The 18,883-nt window shown below is 71.1% G+C and carries 18 protein-coding genes; 10 read left to right on the forward strand and 8 right to left on the reverse strand.

Going from position 1 to position 18,883, the window contains the following annotated elements; genetic code table 11:
* Positions 1-14: 14 nt before the first annotated feature.
* From OIE67_RS01445 to OIE67_RS01455, 3 genes are read right to left on the reverse strand one after another with little or no spacing between them, the layout of a single operon-like run.
* A complete protein-coding gene (locus OIE67_RS01445; RefSeq protein ID WP_326635897.1) occupies positions 15-809 on the reverse strand; it encodes an ABC transporter ATP-binding protein in 795 nt (264 codons plus the stop codon).
* A complete protein-coding gene (locus tag OIE67_RS01450) occupies positions 806-1,849 on the reverse strand; it encodes a FecCD family ABC transporter permease (protein ID WP_326635899.1) in 1,044 nt (347 codons plus the stop codon). Before OIE67_RS01450 ends, OIE67_RS01445 begins: the two co-directional genes overlap by 4 nt.
* Positions 1,849-2,883 (reverse strand): FecCD family ABC transporter permease, encoded by a 1,035-nt coding sequence (locus tag OIE67_RS01455; protein ID WP_326635901.1) that lies wholly within the window; start codon positions 2,881-2,883, stop codon positions 1,849-1,851. The genes OIE67_RS01450 and OIE67_RS01455 overlap by 1 nt, the downstream gene beginning before the upstream one ends.
* Before the next feature lie 98 nt (positions 2,884-2,981).
* On the opposite strand from OIE67_RS01455, the gene OIE67_RS01460 reads away from it, so the two are divergent.
* Positions 2,982-3,935 carry an ABC transporter substrate-binding protein gene (locus OIE67_RS01460; RefSeq protein ID WP_326635903.1) on the forward strand — a complete coding sequence of 318 codons (954 nt, stop codon included), beginning with the start codon at positions 2,982-2,984 and terminating at the stop codon, positions 3,933-3,935.
* Between the two features lie 14 nt (positions 3,936-3,949).
* Here the strand turns inward: OIE67_RS01460 and OIE67_RS01465 are convergent, their stop codons facing one another.
* Positions 3,950-5,023, reverse strand: coding sequence for a PLP-dependent cysteine synthase family protein (locus OIE67_RS01465; protein ID WP_106249480.1), 1,074 nt, complete (start codon positions 5,021-5,023; stop codon positions 3,950-3,952).
* A gap of 248 nt (positions 5,024-5,271) precedes the next feature.
* Between OIE67_RS01465 and OIE67_RS01470 the strand changes: the two genes are divergently transcribed.
* Complete coding sequence (locus tag OIE67_RS01470; RefSeq protein ID WP_326635905.1) at positions 5,272-5,862, forward strand: sigma-70 family RNA polymerase sigma factor; 591 nt, start codon at positions 5,272-5,274, stop codon at positions 5,860-5,862.
* 18 nt (positions 5,863-5,880) lie between these two features.
* Here the strand turns inward: OIE67_RS01470 and OIE67_RS01475 are convergent, their stop codons facing one another.
* Together OIE67_RS01475 and OIE67_RS01480 are read right to left on the reverse strand one after the other, a co-directional pair.
* The gene (locus OIE67_RS01475; protein WP_326635907.1) at positions 5,881-6,825 is read right to left on the reverse strand and encodes a sensor histidine kinase; all 945 of its coding nucleotides are present in this window, start codon (positions 6,823-6,825) and stop codon (positions 5,881-5,883) included.
* Between the two features lie 19 nt (positions 6,826-6,844).
* Positions 6,845-7,684: a DMT family transporter gene (locus tag OIE67_RS01480; protein ID WP_106249231.1), complete on the reverse strand. Its 840-nt coding sequence runs from the start codon at positions 7,682-7,684 to the stop codon at positions 6,845-6,847.
* 90 nt (positions 7,685-7,774) lie between these two features.
* Between OIE67_RS01480 and OIE67_RS01485 the strand changes: the two genes are divergently transcribed.
* The 4 genes from OIE67_RS01485 (at position 7,775) to OIE67_RS01500 (ending at position 10,480) form a co-directional block, all read left to right on the forward strand.
* Entirely contained in the window at positions 7,775-8,353 is a 579-nt protein-coding gene (locus tag OIE67_RS01485; RefSeq protein ID WP_326635911.1) for a helix-turn-helix domain-containing protein, read from the forward strand.
* Between the two features lie 205 nt (positions 8,354-8,558).
* Entirely contained in the window at positions 8,559-8,864 is a 306-nt protein-coding gene (locus OIE67_RS01490) for a hypothetical protein (protein WP_106249478.1), read from the forward strand.
* A 30-nt stretch (positions 8,865-8,894) separates the two neighbouring features.
* Positions 8,895-9,689 (forward strand): polysaccharide deacetylase family protein, encoded by a 795-nt coding sequence (locus tag OIE67_RS01495; RefSeq protein ID WP_106249228.1) that lies wholly within the window; start codon positions 8,895-8,897, stop codon positions 9,687-9,689.
* A gap of 137 nt (positions 9,690-9,826) precedes the next feature.
* Positions 9,827-10,480, forward strand: coding sequence for a DUF2461 domain-containing protein (locus tag OIE67_RS01500; RefSeq protein ID WP_326635915.1), 654 nt, complete (start codon positions 9,827-9,829; stop codon positions 10,478-10,480).
* A 167-nt stretch (positions 10,481-10,647) separates the two neighbouring features.
* Here the strand turns inward: OIE67_RS01500 and typA are convergent, their stop codons facing one another.
* Positions 10,648-12,501, reverse strand: a complete 1,854-nt coding sequence (typA, locus tag OIE67_RS01505) for a translational GTPase TypA (protein WP_326635917.1) — start codon at positions 12,499-12,501, stop codon at positions 10,648-10,650.
* A 187-nt stretch (positions 12,502-12,688) separates the two neighbouring features.
* On the opposite strand from typA, the gene OIE67_RS01510 reads away from it, so the two are divergent.
* The 4 genes from OIE67_RS01510 (at position 12,689) to OIE67_RS01525 (ending at position 17,236) form a co-directional block, all read left to right on the forward strand.
* Positions 12,689-13,432 carry an AMP-binding protein gene (locus OIE67_RS01510; RefSeq protein WP_326635918.1) on the forward strand — a complete coding sequence of 248 codons (744 nt, stop codon included), beginning with the start codon at positions 12,689-12,691 and terminating at the stop codon, positions 13,430-13,432.
* A gap of 52 nt (positions 13,433-13,484) precedes the next feature.
* Entirely contained in the window at positions 13,485-15,908 is a 2,424-nt protein-coding gene (locus tag OIE67_RS01515) for a LuxR C-terminal-related transcriptional regulator (RefSeq protein ID WP_326635919.1), read from the forward strand.
* 74 nt (positions 15,909-15,982) lie between these two features.
* Positions 15,983-16,366 carry an AMP-binding protein gene (locus OIE67_RS01520; protein ID WP_326635920.1) on the forward strand — a complete coding sequence of 128 codons (384 nt, stop codon included), beginning with the start codon at positions 15,983-15,985 and terminating at the stop codon, positions 16,364-16,366.
* Positions 16,367-16,483: 117 nt separating this feature from the next.
* Entirely contained in the window at positions 16,484-17,236 is a 753-nt protein-coding gene (locus OIE67_RS01525) for an alpha/beta hydrolase (RefSeq protein WP_326635922.1), read from the forward strand.
* A 198-nt stretch (positions 17,237-17,434) separates the two neighbouring features.
* Here OIE67_RS01525 and OIE67_RS01530 read toward each other — a convergent pair whose 3' ends face one another.
* Positions 17,435-18,868 carry an aldehyde dehydrogenase gene (locus tag OIE67_RS01530; protein ID WP_326635924.1) on the reverse strand — a complete coding sequence of 478 codons (1,434 nt, stop codon included), beginning with the start codon at positions 18,866-18,868 and terminating at the stop codon, positions 17,435-17,437.
* Positions 18,869-18,883: the final 15 nt, after the last annotated feature.

Consider the following 18,883-nt stretch of genomic DNA (forward strand, 5'->3'; position numbering starts at 1 on the left):
GCGACGTCAGCAGGTCAGGGGGCCGGGTGGGAGAGCGGGCGGATGGGGACCACCAGGGGAGTGCCCGCGACCGGATCCGCGATGATCTTGGCGTCCAGCTCGAACACCTCCCGCAGCAGATCCTCGGTCAGCACCTCGTGCGGCGTCCCCGAGGCGATCACCCGGCCGGCCCGCATGGCCACCAGGCGGTCGGCGTAGCGGGCGGCCAGGTTGAGATCGTGCAGCACCATGACGACCGTGCGGCCCGCCTCCTCGTGCAGGTGCCGGACCAGCTCCAGCACCTCCACCTGGTGCGCCAGGTCGAGGAACGTGGTGGGCTCGTCGAGCAGCAGCAGGTCCGTGCCCTGGGCCAGGGCCATGGAGATCCACGCCCGCTGCCGCTGCCCGCCCGACAGCTCGTCCAGCGGCCGTTCGGCCAGGTCGGCCAGCCCCGTCATGTCCAGCGCCGCCGCGACCGCGCCCTCGTCGTCGGAGGACCACTGCCGGTACCACGTCTGGTGCGGATGCCGGCCCCTGGCCACCAGGTCGGCCACCGTGAGCCCTTCCGGCGCGGTGGGAGCCTGGGGCAGCATGCCGAGGATCTTGGCCACCTCGCGGGTGGGGATCTTGTCGATGCGCTTGCCGTCCAGCAGCACCTCGCCGCCCTGCGGCTTGAGCAGCCGGCCGAGGGCGCGCAGCAGGGTGGACTTGCCGCAGCCGTTCGGGCCGATGATGGTGGTCACCGTGCCCGCCTCGATGCCGAGGTCGAGGCCGTCCACGATCAGGCGGTCGCCGTACCCGAGCTTGACCCCGGCGGCCTGCAGTCTCACTTTCGCGACCTCCAGATCAGGTGGATCAGGTACGGCGCGCCCAGTACGGCCGTGACGATGCCGACGGGCAGCTCGATGGGGGAGAAGACGGTCCTGGCGATCAGGTCGGCGGCGGTGGTGAGCACGCCGCCGACGACCGCCGAGCAGAGCAGCGGCGGCCGGCCCGAGCGGGTGAGCCGCAGCGCGATCTGCGGCGAGGCCAGGGCCACGAACGCGATCGGCCCCGCCGACGCCGTGGCCACGGCCGCGAGCAGCACGGCGGCCAGGATCATCAGGGCGCGGGCCGGGTTCATCCGGACGCCGAGCGCGGTGACCGTGTCGTCGCCGAAGCGCAGGGCGTCGAGCGAGCGGGTGCCGAGCAGGGTCAGCGGCACCAGCACGACCAGGGCCAGCGCCGTCGGCGTCACGTGCTCCCAGCCCCGGCCGTTCAGCGAGCCGCTGATCCAGACCATGGCGCGGCTGGTGTCGTTGACGTCGCCGACGGTCAGCAGCCAGAACTTGACGTTGGTGAACACGGCGGCGACGCCGATGCCGACCAGCACCAGGCGGTAGCCGTCCAGGCCGCGCCGCCAGGCCAGGCCGTACACGACGGCCGCGCCGAGCAGGCCGCCCAGCAGGGCGAGGGCGGGGATGCCGAGGGTGGACAGCAGGCCGCTGACGCCGCCGTACGCGCTGCCGCTGGCCACCACGCCGGCCACCACGGTGACCGAGGCGCCGGTGGTCACGCCGAGGATCTCGGGGCTGGCCAGCGGGTTGCGCGCGATCGACTGGATGATCGCGCCCGACAGCGCCAGCGCGGCTCCGACCAGGGCCCCGGTGAGCGCGCGGGGCAGGCGCAGCTCCATGATCACGAAGTGGGCGGGGCTGGCGGCGTCGAACGTCCCCGTGACGACGTCGGCCAGCGTCATCGGCAGGTCGCCGATGCGCATGTTCAGCGCCATGAGCAGGGCCAGCAGGGCGACGCCGGTCAGGGTGAGCACGACGCCGCGCGGCCGTACCTGCCAGGACAGGCCGCCGACGCGCAGGGGCAGGGTGGTCATCACAGCCGGACGGGCTTCCTGCGGCGGACCAGGGCGACGAAGAACGGGGCGCCGAGCAGCGCGAGCACCACGCCCACCTCCAGCTCTCCCGGCGGCGCGACCACGCGGCCGATCACGTCGGCGACCAGCAGCAGCGCCGCGCCGATCAGCCCCGAGTACGGCAGCAGCCAGCGATGGTCGGTGCCCGACAGCGGCCGGGCCAGGTGCGGCACGATGAGCCCGACGAACGCCAGCGACCCGCAGGCGGCGACCGCCGCGCCCGAGAGCAGGGTGACGGCGGCGACGCCGACGGCGCGGGTCATGGGGATGTTCTGGCCGAGGCTGCGGGCCACGTCCTCCCCCAAGGAGAGCGCGTTGAGCCCGGGGGCGTTCACCATCGCCAGCACCAGGCCGGCCAGGATGAACGGCAGCACCTGCCACACCACGTCGCCGCCCCTGGCCGCGATGGAGCCCGCCTGCCAGAACCGGAACACGTCCATCGCCTGCTCGTCGAGGAGCACGATGGCCGAGGTCAGGGCGTACAGCAGGGCGCTGACGGCGGTGCCGGCCAACGCCAGCGTGACCGGGGTCGGCCCGCCCCTGCCGCCCGCCATGCCCAGCGCGAACACCGCCACGCTGGCCACCAGCGCGCCCGCCAGGCCGAACCAGATGTAGACCAGCAGGCTCGACGCCCCGAACAGGATGATCGACGACACCATCGCGAACGCCGCCCCCTGCGTGACGCCGAGCAGGCCGGGGTCGGCGAGCGGGTTGCGCGTGTGGCCCTGCATGAGCGCGCCCGCCACGCCCAGCGCGAGCCCGGCGAGCACGCCGAGCACGGTCCTGGGGACGCGCAGCGAGCGGATGACGATGTCGTTCTCGGTGCCGGTCGGTGCGGTGAGCGCGTGCCAGGCGTCGGCCGGCGGCACGGACTTGGAGCCGATCGTGATGCTCAGCACCACCGCGACGGCGACGGAGGCGAACAGGACCAGCAGCACCGTGAACCGGCGGCCGCGGAGATCATGGAGACGCGGGGCGACGGCTGTTGCGCTCACCCGGCTCCTCCTCGACGTTCGTGATTCCGCTGAAGTATGCCAGGTTAGGCTAAGGCTTACCTAATTTAGGTTTGCCTTACTTCGAGGAAGAGGTACTCATGAGACCGTCGCGCGTGTTCGCCGCAGCGCTGCTGATCACGGGTCTGGCCGCCTGCGGCTCGGCGGAGCCGGCCCCGAGCGCCGAGCCCTTCAGGACGGTGCGGCACGCGATGGGCGAGACGGTCATCCCGGCGAAGCCGCAGCGGGTGGTGGCGCTCGACCAGAGCTTCGTGGACGCCGTGCTGACGCTGGAGACGCCGGTGGTGGGGTACACGACGTACCGCTCGATCGACTCGAAGCTGCCCGGCTACCTCGGCGCGGTCGCCGAGCGGCACGGCAAGGAGGCGACCCCGGTCGGCACCCTGGAGGAGCCGAGCCTGGAGAAGGTCATCGCGCTCAAGCCCGACCTGATCGTCTCGGCCAAGGTGCGGCACGAGGCGCTGTACGACAAGCTCGCCAAGATCGCGCCGACCGTGTTCAGCGAGACCACCGGGGCGATCTGGAAGGACAACCTGCGCCTGATGGGCCGGGCCCTGGGCAAGGAGGACCTGGCCGAGACCCGGATCAAGGAGTACGAGCAGCGGGCGGCCGCCATCGGAGCCGCGATCAAGGAGAAGGAGGGCGAGCTGCCGACGATCTCGATCGTGCGCTTCGCCGGCGAGCCCACGACCCGGCTGTACGTGGAGAACTCCTACTCGGGCGTGGTCATGAAGGACGTCGGCTTCCCGCGTCCCGAGGGGCAGCCGGCCGAGCAGGACGCGATCGCGGTCGACGTGAGCCAGGAGCGGATCGCCGACCTGGACGCCGAGCACATTTTCGTGGCCACCTACCCCGACCCGGCGAGCGACGGGCCGAAGGAGAAGTTCACCGCCAACCCGCTGTGGGGCCGGCTCAAGGGGGCCAAGCACGAGGTCGGCGACCTGACCTGGATGAGCGCCGTGGGGATCCAGGGGGCGCACGCGATGCTGGACGACGTGGCCGAGCTGTTCGGCGTGGACCCGGCCAGGCCCTGACCCGCCGCTCGGCTCTAGCCGGTCAGGAACGCGCGCAGTTCGGCCAGGTGGGGGGCCACGTCGAGGCCGTTGGCGGCCAGCCAGCGGGGGTCGCCGTACGTGCCCTTGTACCGGTCCCCGCTGTCGCACACCAGCGTCACGATGCTGCCCCGCTCGCCCGCCGCGCGCATCTCCGCGACCAGCTCCACACAGGCCGCCAGGTTGGTGCCGGTCGAGCCTCCGACGTCGAGGCCGGTCACCTCGCGGGCCCAGTGCATGGCCGCGATCGAGCGGGCGTCCGGCACGGCGATCATGCGGTCGATCACCATGGGCTGGAACGAGGGCTCCACGCGGGGGCGGCCGATGCCCTCGATGCGCGAGCCGGGAGCGGTGAGCGTGCTGTCGCCCGAGGTCCAGCTGGGGTAGAAGGCCGAGCCCTCCGGGTCGACGACGGCCAGGCGGGTGGCGTGACGGCGGTAGCGGATGTAGCGGCCGATGGTGGAGGAGGTGCCGCCGGTGCCGGCGCCGACCACGATCCAGGCCGGCTCGGGATGGGGCTCCATGGACATCTGGGAATAGATGGATTCGGCGATGTTGTTGTTGCCGCGCCAGTCGGTGGCCCGCTCGGCGTAGGTGAACTGGTCCATGAAGTGGCCGCCGGTCTCGGCGGCCAGGCGGTGAGATTCGTCATAGATCGTGCCGGGGTCGTCGACCAGGTGACACTTGCCGCCGTAGAACTCGATGAGGTGGATCTTCTCCGGTGACGTGGACGCGGGCATGACCGCGATGAAGGGCAGGCCGAGCAGCCGGGCGAAGTACGCCTCGCTCACGGCGGTCGATCCGCTGGACGCCTCGACCACCGTCGTTTCGGGGCCGATCCAGCCGTTGGCCAGGCCGTACAGGAAGAGGGAACGAGCAAGTCGATGTTTGAGTGAACCGGTTGGGTGCACCGATTCGTCTTTCAAGTAGAGGTTTACTCCCCAATGCGAGGGCAGCGGAAAGACGTGCAGATGAGTGTCGCAACTTCGATTGGCGTCGGCCTCGACCTTGCGGATGGCCTCAGCCACCCAGCGGCGTGCACCCGCGTCGTGGCGGTCCACGGAAATCATGCTCTTACGCTATCCCATGTGACTCTCGCCACTATTACTGCAAGATTGGATAGGTAGTGTTATGATAACGATACTTGTCCCGCCGTGGACGTGATAACGCACGCCGCGAGCAGTAGGACGAACCCCCCTTCTGATCAACGCGGAACCTCCCTAACGCGTCCCTTACCTGGGTCTTGCGATGATGGAACCGCTATCAGGCGGCCTGTGCCGAAACGGGGGATAGCGCAAGGGGGAATGAATTGATCACCATGACCGATGAGCAGCGTCAAGACTGGTTCGAGCGCGATGTCGTGCCCGTGACGTCGCAGCTTTTCGCCTCCGCCATGCGCCTGACCCGTAACACCGCGGACGCGGAGGACCTGGTGCAGGAGACGGTGGCGAAGGCGTACACGTCGTACCACCAGTTCCGCGAGGGCACCAACCTCAAGGCGTGGCTGCACCGCATCCTGACCAACAACTTCATCAACGACTATCGCAAGAAGCAGCGCTCGCCCAAGCTGTCCGCCGCCGAGGACATCGAGGACTGGCAGTTGCACGCCGCCGAGTCGCACAGCTCGTCGGGGCTGCGCTCCGCCGAGACGGAGGCGCTCGACCGGCTGCCCGACAGCGTCGTGATGAACGCCCTGCGTTCCCTGCCCGAGGACTTCCGCGTGGCCGTCTACCTGGCCGACGTGGAGGGGTTCGCGTACAAGGAGATCGCCGAGCGCATGGGCACGCCCATCGGGACCGTCATGTCGCGGCTGCACCGGGGGCGGCGCCAGCTGCGGGTGATGCTGGAGGAATACGCCCGCGAGGAGGGCGCCGTGCGCGTCCCCGTGCAGGCCCAGCACGCCGCCTGACCTTCTGGTCCGGGTCGTCTACGCCTCCGTCCGGAGATGGAGGCGGACGCGTAATCCGTCGTCCTCCGTGCGCAGCTCCACCAGGTCGCAGAGCTGCCTGCTGATCCAGAGCCCGTATCCCCGTGGGGATTCGGGCTCCGGTGGTATGTAGCCCGGTAAGGGGTCGTCGAGGGAGCCGCCGGGGTCGGTGATCTCGCACACGAGCTCCCCGTCGGCCGGCCACATCGTGATCGTGCCGTACCCGGCGCCGTGCTCGACGCTGTTGGCGGCGATCTCGGACACGCTGATCACCAGCGAGGTGATGAGGTTGCCGTCCATGCCGGCCGCCCTGGCGTAGTCGCCGACGCGTCGACGCAGCCGTTTCAGCTCCCGCGCGGTGAACCGGATCGTCTCGGCCCGGCTGCCCGGCGCGGGCAGGGGGACGCGGTCGTGGTCGAGGACCAGGTCGTGCGGCTCGACGAACCGGGTGCTGGTCACCTCACCGTCCGTGCTCAGCAGCACCGGATGGTTGATCGCGCTGAAGTCGCGTACCAGGTCGGGGACGTGGCGGAGGTCGTACAGGCAGAGCATGGTCGCGGCGGCCGGGCGGAGCGCGGCGTTGAGCACGGACTCGTAGCGGATCAGCTCTCTGACCTCGCGCTCGCTCCTGCCGGTCCACACGGGCTCGCCGACCACGAGGGTGCGGCGGCCGCGCGTGTACTCGTGATAGGCGGCCAGCGTCCGGTACGGGTGGTCGTACCAGGAGGTGGAGACCCGGCTGTCGATCCGGCCCGCGTCGCGGCCCAGGGCCTCGGCCAGCAGGGACAGCTTGGCCGCGCAGGTGACGACCAGCACGCGCCTGCCGTCGTCCAGGGCGGAGCGGACGCGCGGCGCGATCAGGTCCACGAAGGACTCGTCGGAGTCGTACGGCACCGCGACGTGCTTCAGTGACTCCTCATCGGAACGTGCCCGCTCACGGCGCACGGGCGAAACGTAGCAAGCGCTAGAGGGGCTGCGCAACGGCTATGAGCGCCACCGAGGCGAGTGCGCATAGGACGCCGCCGAGTTGCACCGGCCGCAGCCGCTCCCCGAGCACGCGGTTGGCCAGCAGCAGCGTGCTGGCCGGATAGAGCGAGACCAGCACGGCGACCAGGCTGAGCAGGCCGTCCTGCTGGGCCAGCAGGTAGAGCACGTTGGCCGCCATGTCGAGCACGCCCGCGGCCACGATGATGTGCAGCGATCCCGGGCCCGGTCTGAGCGCGCGCCGCGTGAGCAGCGCCAGCAGGGCTACCATGCTCACCGACGACAGGCGGGCGCCCACCAGCGGCCACAGGCCGGACTCGTGCGGCGCCATGGACAGCAGGATGAAGAACCCGCCGAAGCCCGCGCCCGCGGCCAGCGCGACCAGCACCGAGGCGAGCGAGCCGCGCCCGCCGCCGGACTTGTCCTGGCTCACCAGCAGCACCGAGCCCAGCGCCAGCGCCACGCCGACCAGCGCCCACGCCCGCGGGCGCTCACCGGCGGCCAGCCCGAACACCACCGGCAGCGCGGCCGAGGTCACCGCCGTCGTGGGTGCCACCACCGACATGACGCCGGTGGCCAGCGCCCGGTAGAAGAGCACCAGCCCGGCCGCTCCCGACAGCCCCGCCGCCAGGCCCCAGGCCAGGGCCGGATCGCTGTAGACGCCGGGCAGCAGCGGGAGCAGGCCGAGGATCAGCGCCAGGCCGGCGAGCTGGGAGAGCGTGACGACCGACAGCACCTGCGCGCGGCGGGTGGCCAGGCCGCCGAAGAAGTCGGCCGTGCCGTACACGATCGCGCAGGCCGTGGCCAGGATCACCGTCACCGGGCATCCTCTCAGTTCAATGTGTTGCACTGTTGGTACAACAGACAGAGTACAGTGCGTTGCACTCTCCCTTCACTACACTGAACTCTCATGGAAGATCCGGAGATGATCACCCAGGCCATCGCCAGCAATGTGCGCGCCCAGCGCGCCCACCGCGGGCTGACCCTCGACGCGCTGGCCGCCAGGTCGGGCGTGAGCCGGGGCATGCTGGTCCAGGTGGAGCAGGGCCGGACGAATCCGAGCGTCTCGACCCTCACCCGGATCGCCTCCGCGCTCGGCGTCACCGTGGCCAGGCTGGTCGAGGTCTCCGACGTGCCGGTGGTGCGGGTGGTGGACAAGGCGGACGTGGTCACGTTCGACCAGGGAGACGTCCGCGCGCGGCTGCTCGTGGGCGCGGACGTGCCGATGATCCTCGAACTGTGGGACTGGCGGCTGGCGCCCGGCGAGCACCACGACGGCGACGCGCATCCGCCCGGCACCCGCGAGATGCTGACCGTCCTGGCTGGGGAGCTGACCCTCACCGTCTACGGCAAGAGCTACCTGATCGGCGAGGACGACGCCGTGCTCTTCACCGCCGACCGGCCCCACGTCTACGCGAACAGGGGCGAGCGGGCCCTCAGGTTCGTCATGGTCGTCGCCGAGCCGCGCGAGACGCACGAGCCCGCCTGAGCCGCCCCCGTCCTGGCGACCTCGCCGGGGGCGCGTATTCACCCCTGACCAAAAACCGGGAACGCCCCCCTGATCACCCGGTGGAGTTTCATGATTACTCCATGTCTTGGACGGCTGATGCCCGTTGCTGGGTACATCCCTTGTGTACGGCGGGCCGCTCCCAGCGGTCGTCCGCAGATGTCGCGACGTCGGCAGGGGGTGGCGGGTGAGTGAGGCCCGAGCGGCGACGGAGAAGCTCCAGGCCGAGCTTCATGGTCTGGGCGTCACCTGCGCCTACGAGGTGGGCGACGACGAGACCATCTCGGTATGGATCGGCCTGGTCGTGCGCTACAGGGATGGTTTTTACCGCTGGCAGGAAGGGCCGGTGAAACGTCGGCATCTGGGCACAGATCCGGTCGGATGTGCCATGCGCGTGGCGCGCCGCTACCAGGAATTGCAGACGGATATCCCAATCTGGTGGGACGACCTGGCCAGGGAGCTGCGGGGGGCACCGGTCCAGGATTATCCGTAGGCCCCCGCATGCGGTGCTTCGGGGGGAAGAATGCGCGTATGGGCCTTGCCGCTGGCCCTGCTCGCCCTGGTGAGCTGCGTCACCTTGTCGGTGCCGCGCATACAGCAGCAGTACGTGGTGCCGGTCGTGCCGCTGACGCGGGCCGTCGTCGATCCCGACTCGCTGGCCAAGAGGCTGATCTCGATGCAGGCCGGCTGGCCGCGCAGCCGCAGGTTCGACTGCGCCCGGATCAAGTGCGTGGCCCTGACCTTCGACGACGGCCCCGGCGAGCACACCGGCCGGCTGCTCGACGAGCTGGGCCGGCGTGACGTCAAGGCCACGTTCTTCGTCATCGGGCAGATGGTGGCCGCCGACAAGGGCGGCCACACCGTGCGGCGGATCGTGGGCGACGGCCACGAGATCGGCAACCACTCCTGGAGCCATCCGGCGCTCGCCGGGCTGCCGGACGAGGCGGTCAAACGCGAGCTCAGGCACACCGAGAACATCGTGCAGCGGCTCACGGGGGTGCGGATGCGGGTGATGCGGCCTCCGTACGGGTCGACGGACGAGGCCGTGGCGGCCGAGACGCGCCGCGAGGGGCTGGCGCAGATCCTGTGGAGCGTGGACACCCTCGACTGGCGCGACCGGGAGACCGCGACCGTGGTCAAGCGCGCGAGCCAGGCCAAGCCGGGATCGATCGTGCTGATGCACGACATCCACCGCACGACGGTGGACGCCGTGCCGGAGATGCTCGACCGGCTCGGCAGGAAGGGCTACACGTTCGTCACCGTCTCCGAGCTGTACGGCAGGACACCCGCGCCGGGCCGCAAGTACACCGAACGCTGACGTGGTCGCCGGGCGCCGGTAGACCGAACGCTGACCAGGCCGCCGGGCGCCGGTATGCCGAACGCTGACCAGGGCGGGAGCGCATCGAAGGCCGACCGGGTCGCCGAGCCGCGCGCGCGGCGTGGGACCCTGGTGACATGGGTTTCACCGGCTTCCCCGACGAGGCGTTCATCTTCTACGAGGGGCTTGAGGCGGACAATTCGAAGACGTACTTCGCGCAGCACAAGGAGCTCTACGAGCAGGCCGTGCGGGCGCCCATGCTGGCGCTCACCGACGAGCTGGCGGCGGAGTTCGGCCCGGCCCACCTCTTCCGGCCGTACCGGGACGTGCGCTTCGCCAAGGACAAGTCGCCGTACAAGACGCATCAGGGCGCGTTCGTCGAGGTGATGCCCGGCATCGGGCTCTACGTGGAGCTCAGCGCGGCCGGGCTGCTGGCGGCGGGTGGCATCTACTCGACCGCCACCGACCAGGTGGCCCGCTTCCGCGCCGCCGTGGACGAGGACCTGACGGGCAAGCCGCTGGAGTCGATCGCGGCCGCGCTGGCCGCCGAGGGGTACGAGCTGCGCGGCGAGCGGCTGAAGACCAGGCCGCGAGGGTTCGAGGAGGACCACCCGCGCATCGACCTGCTGCGGCACAAGTCGCTCTACGCGGCCAAGCGGTTCGAGCCGCGGGAGTGGGTGCACACGGCACGGGCGCGCGCCCGGGTGGAGCGCACCTGGCGCGCGGCCGGGCCGCTGGTGGAGTGGCTGTCCGCGAACGTCCGCGGCAGCGAACTCCCCCGCCGCCGCTGACCCGCCCCACGCCACGCCACGCCGACAGGCTGACCCGTCCCACGCCGACAGGCTGACCCGCCCCACGCCGGGAACGCCCGCGGCCGGGCCGAGGTCTTCTCGCGCGTCTCAGCGCGAAGGCCGCGTTCCGCCCGCATGCAGCGGGCCGAACGCGGCCTTCGGAGTAGTCAGCTTCCGCGCTTGGCGCGGGCGGCGGCGCGGCCCCGGATGGCGGCGTCGAGGACGACCTTGCGGATGCGCACGTGCTCCGGCGTGATCTCCACGCACTCGTCCTCGCGGATGAACTCGAGCGCCTGCTCCAGCGACAGGACGCGCGGCGGGATCACCTTCTCCGTCTCCTCACTGGTGGAGGAGCGCATGTTGGTGAGCTTCTTCTCCTTGGTGATGTTGACGTCCATGTCGTCGGACCGGGAGTTCTCCCCGACGATCATGCCCTCGTAGACCTCGGTCGTGGGCGAGACGAACAGCGTGCCGCGCTCCTGGAGGTTGAGCATGGCGAACGCGGTCACCGGGCCGGACCTGTCGGCCACCAGCGAGCCGTTGTTGCGGGTGCGCAGCTCGCCGAACCACGGCTCGTAGGAGTCGAAGACGTGGTGCACCAGGCCGGTGCCGCGGGTCTCGGTGAGGAATTCGGTACGGAAGCCGATCAGGCCCCTGGCCGGCACCACGAACTCCATCCGGATCCAGCCGGTGCCGTGGTTGGTCATGTGCTCCATCCGGCCCTTGCGCACCGCCAGCAGCTGCGTGACCGCGCCGAGGTATTCCTCGGGGCAGTCGACCGTCAGCCGCTCGACCGGCTCGTGCACCTTGCCGTCGATGGTCTTGGTGACCACCTGCGGCTTGCCGACGGTCAGCTCGTAGCCCTCGCGGCGCATCTGCTCCACCAGGATGGCCAGCGCCAGCTCGCCGCGGCCCTGCACCTCCCAGGCGTCGGGCCGGTCGGTGGGCAGCACGCGCAGCGAGACGTTGCCGACGAGCTCCTTCTCGAGGCGGTCCTTCACCATGCGGGCGGTGACCTTCGAACCCTTGACCTTGCCCACCAGGGGCGAGGTGTTGGTGCCGATGGTCATGGAGATGGCCGGCTCGTCGACCGTGATCAGCGGCAGCGGGCGCGGGTCGTCGGGGTCGGCCAGCGTCTCGCCGATCATGATCTCGGGGATGCCGGCGATGGCGATGATGTCGCCGGGGCCTGCCTCCTCGGCGGGCTTGCGCTCCAGCGCCTCGGTCATGAGCAGCTCGGTGATCTTGACGCGCTGGATCGAGCCGTCGGTGCGGCACCAGGCCACCTGCTGGCCCTTGCGCATGACGCCCTGGTGGATCCGGCACAGCGCGATGCGGCCGAGGTAGGAGGAGGCGTCGAGGTTGGTGACGTGGGCCTGCAGCGGCGCGCTCGGGTCGAAGGTGGGCGCCGGGATCGTCGACTTGATGATGTCGAACAGCGGCTCGAGGTCCTCCGAGTCGGGCATGCCGCCGTCGTCGGGGCGCGCCATGGAGGCCCGGCCCGCCTTGGCGGAGGCGTAGACGATCGGGAAGTCGATCTGCTCCTCCGTGGCGTCGAGGTCCATGAACAGCTCGTAGACCTCGTCCACGACCTCCTTGATGCGGGCGTCGGGCCGGTCGACCTTGTTGATGCACAGGATGACCGGCATCTTGGCGGCCAGGGCCTTGCGCAGCACGAACCGGGTCTGCGGCAGCGGCCCCTCGGAGGCGTCGACCAGCAGCACCACGCCGTCGACCATGGACAGCCCGCGCTCGACCTCGCCGCCGAAGTCGGCGTGGCCCGGGGTGTCGATGATGTTGATGGTCATGCCGCCGTGCTTGACGGCGGTGTTCTTGGCGAGAATGGTGATGCCCTTCTCGCGCTCCAGGTCGTTGGAGTCCATGACCCGGTCGTCGACGTCCTGGTTGGCGCGGAACGCCCCGGACTGCCAGAGCATGGCGTCGACGAGCGTGGTCTTGCCATGGTCGACGTGCGCGATGATCGCGATGTTCCGCAGGTCGTCGCGGCTGTTCAAAGGCATGATGACGTCTCGCTCTGTGTTCGGTGGGGGCGGCCGCGCGAAGTCGCGACCTCATAAGTCTAGTTGATCCCCTCAGATGGCAGGAGCGGGACGACGGGGCCCGCCCGCACCTGTTCATGACGGGCTACATAGCCGGTTGCACATTCTTGCGCATGGCAGGGACGGCCGGGCTCTTTACATTGAGCGCATGACCTGGACTGAGCTGGTTATGTCCGCTGCTCCGACGCAGGGCGATCAGCCGGCGGTGAGCGACGTCAGGACCGGCGACGTGCTGTCCTACGCGGCCTTCGCGAGACGGGTCACCCGCGCCGCGGCGGGCCTGCGCGCGCTCGGTCTGCGTTACGGCGAGCGGGTGCTGGTCGACGTCCCCCAGGGCACCCATCTTCCGGTGGCGGTGCACGCCGTGGCCTGGGCCGGCGGCACCGCGGTCCTGTCGGCCTCGGGGGCGTCCCGCTTCATGATCGCGCACGAGGGGCACGACCCCGCCGAGGCCAAGGTCGACCAGGTCTTCTCGTTCCTGCCCGCGCCGGGCGCCAGGCCGTTCGGCGAGCTGCTGTCCAGCGGCGCCGTCGAGTTCGGGCCGCTCGCGGGGCCCGCGCTCACGCTCGACGGCGAGCGGCTGCTCGACAACACCGAGCTGACGACCGACCTGCGCAGGCTGGCCACCCGGCTGGTGATCGCCAAGGACGACGTCCTGATCAGCGCCGTCAGCGAGCCGTTCCGCGGGCTGCGGGTGATCGATTTAGCCATGATGTCCGGCGCCCACGTCGTGGTCGCCCACGAGCCGAGCCTGGTCGGCTGCCGCGTGCTGGCCCAGGAGCGCCGGGCGACCGTGGTCGTGGCCCCGTACGACCTGGCCAGAAGGCTGCTCGGGAATCCCGTCTTGCGCGTCGTCGACGAAAGGGCGGTCGTGAGCTCGCTTGGCCTGTGAAAAGTGCGACACTGTGGAAGAGCGTGATCCTTCCGCGACGCAGGGTGAGCACATGCCAGAGACCCCCCGGCACAACCTTCCGGCGGAGCCCAACCGCTTCGTCGGGCGCGAGCGTGACCTCGACGACCTGCACGACCTGGTCGGAGACACGCGCGTGGTCACGTTGTGCGGCGTCGGCGGCATCGGCAAGACCCGGCTGGCGCTGCGGGTCGCCGCCCGGCTCGTGCCCGCCTATCCCGACGGCGTGTGGCTGATCGAGCTGGCCAGGTTCGGCCGGGCCGAGCTGGTCGAGCAGGAGATCGCCCGCGTGCTCGGCGTGCGCGAGGAGGCCGGCCGGCCGCTGCTCGGCACGGTCACGGCGCGGCTGCGCGAGCAGCGCTGCCTGCTGCTGCTCGACAACTGCGAGCACCTGGTCCACCGGTGCGCGGAGGTGGTCGCGGCGCTGGTGGCGGGCTGCCCCTCGCTGCGGGTGCTGGCCACCAGCAGAGAGCCGCTGCGCATCGCCAGCGAGCTGATCTGGCGGGTGCCGCCGCTCGACCTGCCCGACGAGGGGGCCGCCGACGCCGAGTCCGTGCAGCTGTTCATGGACCGCGCGACCGCGGCCGGCACCAAGCTCAACGGCGCCAGCCTTGCCGACGTGGTGCGCCTGTGCCGGGCGCTCGACGGGCTGCCGCTGGCGATCGAGCTGGCCGCGGCCCGCACCAGCCTGCTCAGTCCCGGCCAGATCGCCGACCGCATCGACGACCGGTTCTCGTTGCTCACCACCGGCGGGCGTACCGCCCCGGCCCGCCAGCGCACGCTGCTCGGGGCGGTGGAGTGGAGCTACGACCTGCTCGCGGCCAAGGAGCAGGTGCTGCTGCGCCGCCTGTCGGTGTTCGCCGGCGACTTCGACCTCCTGCTGGCCGAGCAGGTCTGCGCAGAGCGGCCCATCGCCGCGAACGAGATCGTCGATCTGCTCGGCGGCCTGGTGGACAAGTCGCTCGTGCTCTGCGACGAGGGCCGCAGGCGCTACCGGCTGCTGGAGACCATCAAGCGTTACGCGCTCGAGCGCCTGCGCCAGGCCGGCGAGCGGGAGGTCCTGCGCGAGCGGCACCTGCACGTGCTCTGCGCGCTGCAGGAGCGCCACTTCGCCACCGAGGTGGTCGAGCCGGGCGTGCCCTGGCCGCGCAGGTTCGAGGCGCTGATCGCGAGCCGCGAGCTGATCGACGACCAGCGGGTGGCGCTCGAATGGGCGGCCGAGTCCGGCGACGTGCTGCTCGGCCTGCGCCTCTGCCAGACCAGCACGGGGCTGCTGCCGCTGGGCGGCAACCTCAGGGAGATCGTCGGCTGGATCGAGCGGCTGCTGTCGCTCGACACGACCGGCGTGCCCGCCGAGCAGATCGCGCACGCCATGGCCTACCTCGCCTACGGCCTGGAGGCGAAGGACGAGCTGAGCCGGTCGCTGGAGACGGCCACACGCAGCCTGGCCGAGATGGCGCCCGACGACGACTTCCCGCGCTGTGTCATGCACAACCTCGTCGTCGTGGTGCTGCTGCGCATGGGCCGCGCGGAGGAGGCGGCGCACCACGCCGAGGAGGGTCTGACCGTCGCCACCCGCTCCGGCGACCGGTGGAACCAGGCGGCGAGCCTGGCCGGGCTGTCGGCGGTGGCGCTGGTCCGCGGCCGGTTGCGCGAGGCGCAGCGGCACGGGGAGGAGGCGCTGGCGCGGGCCGGCGAGCACGGCCACCGCTGGCTGATGGCCAGGACCGCGGTCCAGCTCGGCGCGGTGGCCGAGGCCAGGGGCGACCTGACCGCCGCCAGGACCCGGTACGAGACGGCCGTGCCGTGGCTGAGCGAGCTCGGCAGCGACCTCGAACTGTCCCGCTGCCTGGCCAGGATCGGCCGGGTCGCGGCGATGCTGCACGAGTTCGGCAGCGCGCGCGAGCGGCTGGCGGCCGGCACGGACATCGCGCGGGCGACGGGGCAGCGCCAGGCCGTGGCCCGCTGCCTGGTGGGGCTGTCGGTGCTGGCCGAGTGCGAGGGCGACCTGGAGGGGGCGGTGCTGGCCGCCGCCGCGGCCGCCGGGCTGCGCGAGTCGATCGGGCAGCACTCCGCCACGACCAGGTTCGAGGAGCTGCTCGGGCGGGCCAGGACGAAGCTGGGCGACGGCCGTACGACCTCGTTGTGGTCACGCGGACGGGCCATGTGTCCCGACGTCGCCGCCCGCCGGGTGCTGGCGGGCGAGCGGCTGCCGCCGAAGGCGGCGAAGGCGCCGGTGACGGCCGAGCCGGTCAGGCACTCGGTGCTGACCGCCCGCGAGCAGGAGATCGCCGGCCTGCTCACCAGGGGCCTGTCCAACCGGGGCATCGCGGGTGAGCTGGTGATCAGCCCCGCGACGGTCGCGCGGCACATCGCCAACATCATGGAGAAGCTCGGCTACACCTCCCGCGCGCAGATCGCGGTGTGGGCGGCCGAGCGGTCGAACGGCTCCGGGTAGGCGCACGCTTCTGCATAGGGATCTGCATATTCCGCCCCATGTGTGCCTGAGATGCCCTCTTTACGGTGGGCCCCATGGATCAGCGCATCGTGATGGTGGACTCGGGCACCGGCCTGAAGCTCACCGAGGAGCAGCTGGACGAGAGGTCCGCGGTCGCGGCCCTCCGGCTGCGGCACAAGGGAGTGCGCGCTGGAGACACCGTGCTCATCTGCCTGCCCGTCGGCCCCGACCTGCTGGTGGCGACCCACGCGGTGATCGCAGCCGACGGCGTCGCCTGGCCCCTGCCGGTCGATCTCGACCAGGCCACGCTGCGGGACCGCATCCAGGAGAGCGCGGCCCGGGTGATGATCTCCAACGTCCAGCGGGCGCTCGACGCGGCCGAGGAGTCGCGGGTACGGATCGTGATGAGCGTCGCGGACCTGAGCGGCGCCTCGCCGTCGTGCCCGGCGGGCCGCTGACCACGAACCGAGGCGGTCGGGCGCGGAACAACCATGACAGGCGCGGTCGGGCGCGGGAGGACCCGACCGGGGTGGCCGGGCGCTGGGGGAATGCGGTGCGACCATAAGCTCGATCCCATGCCTTTCGCGCCCAGCTTCCCCGTCATGCTCAGAACCGAGGACGGGGTCCGCATCGACGCCGCGCACACGCCGTCCGCCCGTACGGACGTCGGCATCGTCGTGGCGCACGGTTTCACCGGTTCGTGGCGGGAGCGCACGGCGCGCCGCATCGTGCACGTGCTGAGCGGGTACGGCGGCGTGGTCGCGTTCGACTTCAGGGGTCACGGGCGCTCCGGCGGCGAGACCACGGTCGGCGACCGGGAGATCCTCGACGTGGAGGCCGCGGTCAGGCACGCACGCGTGATCGGCTACTCCAGGATCGCCGTGGTGGGCTTCTCCATGGGGGCCTCGGTGGCCGTCCGGCACGCCGGGCTGCGCGGCGGGGTGGACGCGGTGGTGGCGGTGAGCGGCCCGGCCCGCTGGTACTACCGGGGCACGAAGCCGATGCGCCAGGTGCACTGGGCGATCGAGCGGCCCCTGGGCCGGTGGGCGGCGCGGGTGGCCAAGCGCACGAGGATCGCCAGCGGCCGGTGGGACCCGATCCCGATGCCCCCGCACGAGGCGGCCGGCCTCATCTCGCCGACGCCGCTGCTGATCGTGCACGGGGACGCCGACGCCTTCTTCCCGCTGGATCATCCCCGGCAGTTGTACGCCGGCGCGAAGGAGCCGAAGGAGCTCTGGATCGAGCCCGGATACGGTCACGCGGAGGCCGCGGCCACCCCGGAACTGGTCCGCAGAATCGGCAAATGGATCTCTTCGAACTTTTCCTGAGTGAAAAGCGTCTACCTAGGGCGGATGGCAGGAAACCGCCGGGAGAAAGTCCCTGGGGACGGAAACCGTCGCTGCGGTGGACGTGGGACATACTGCTGTAGTCGGGCGGTTGCCCAGCGTCGCGGGGGCGCGCTGGGTGCCCATCCCGCGTGAAAGGGCCCCGCAGGGGATGCGGGGCCCTTTCCCTACGCTCTGGAGTCAGCCCAGGCGGGCGATCGTCTTGTACTCCAGGTAGCTGTTCAGCCCCTCCGGGCCCAGTTCGCGCCCGACGCCGCTGGCCTTGTAGCCGCCGAAGGGCGCGTTGGTCTCCAGCATGAAGCAGTTCACCCCGTACGTCCCCGTACGGACCTGCCTGGCCACGTCCATGCCGTGCTCGGTGTCGGCCGTCCACACCGTTCCGGCCAGGCCGTAGTCGCTGTCGTTGGCGATGCGTACGGCGTCCGCCTCGTCCTCGTACGGGATCACCGCCAGCACGGGCCCGAAGATCTCCTCGCGGGCGATGCGCATGTCGTTGGAGACCCCGGCGAAGACGGTGGGGGAGACGTACCAGCCGCGGTCGTACGGCCGGTCGAGGCCGCCGACGACGACCTTGGCGCCCTCGTCCATGCCGATCTTGATGTAACCCTCGACCCGATCCTGCTGCCGCTTGGCCACCAGCGGCCCGATGCCGGTCGCCGGGTCGGCGGGGTCGCCGACGGCCTGGCCGTTGACCATGCCCGCGACGGCGTCCACGACCTCGTCGTAGCGGTTGCGCGAGGCCAGGATGCGGGTCTGCGCGACGCACGCCTGCCCGTTGTTCATCAGGGAGGCCATGGTCAGGAAGCCCATGCTGGCGGGCAGGTCGGCGTCGTCCAGGATGATCGCGGCGGACTTGCCGCCGAGCTCCAGGCTGACCCGCTTGAGCTGCTCGCCGCAGACGGCGGCGATGCGCCGGCCGGCGGCGGTCGAGCCGGTGAAGGCGACCTTGTCCACGCCGGGGTGGGAGACGAGGTGCTCGCCCACCTCGCGGCCGGCGACCACGACGTTGAGCACTCCCGCCGGGAGGCCGGCCTCGGCCGCCCACTCGGCCAGCAGGTACGCGTCCAGCGGCGTCTCGGGCGCCGGCTTGAGCACGATGGCGCAGCCGGCCAGCAGCGCGGGGGCGACCTTGGTCATGGTCACGAACTGGGGCACGTTCCACGGCACCACGGCCGCGACCACGCCGACGGGCTCCCTGCGCACGGTGATCGGGCCGAACAGGCCCGGCCGCTGCTCCTCCTGTTCGAACGTCGTGCCCAGTTCGGCGTAGTACTGCAGCATGCCGAGCGGCTGCGGCGCCTGCGCGAGGTTGGAGAACGAGATCGGAGAGCCCATCTCCTCGGTGATGATCTGGGCCATCTCGCCCTGGCGCTCGTTGTAGATCGCGGCCAGCCTGCCGATGACCTCCGCCCGCTCCGCGAACGTCATGCGCGGCCAGGGCCCGTGGTCGAACGCCTGCCTGGCGGCGGCGACCGCGCGGTCCATGTCCTCGGTGGTGCCTTCCGGCACGCTGCCCACGACCTCTTCGGTATGGGGGGAGATGACCTCTATCGTTCCGGTGCCCGCAGGGGCCACCCATTCGCCCCCGATGAACAGCTTCTCGTGCCGGCGCATGTCGTGGAGCCTCTC

Source organism: Nonomuraea fuscirosea (genome assembly GCF_035917475.1).
Classification (GTDB): domain Bacteria; phylum Actinomycetota; class Actinomycetes; order Streptosporangiales; family Streptosporangiaceae; genus Nonomuraea; species Nonomuraea fuscirosea.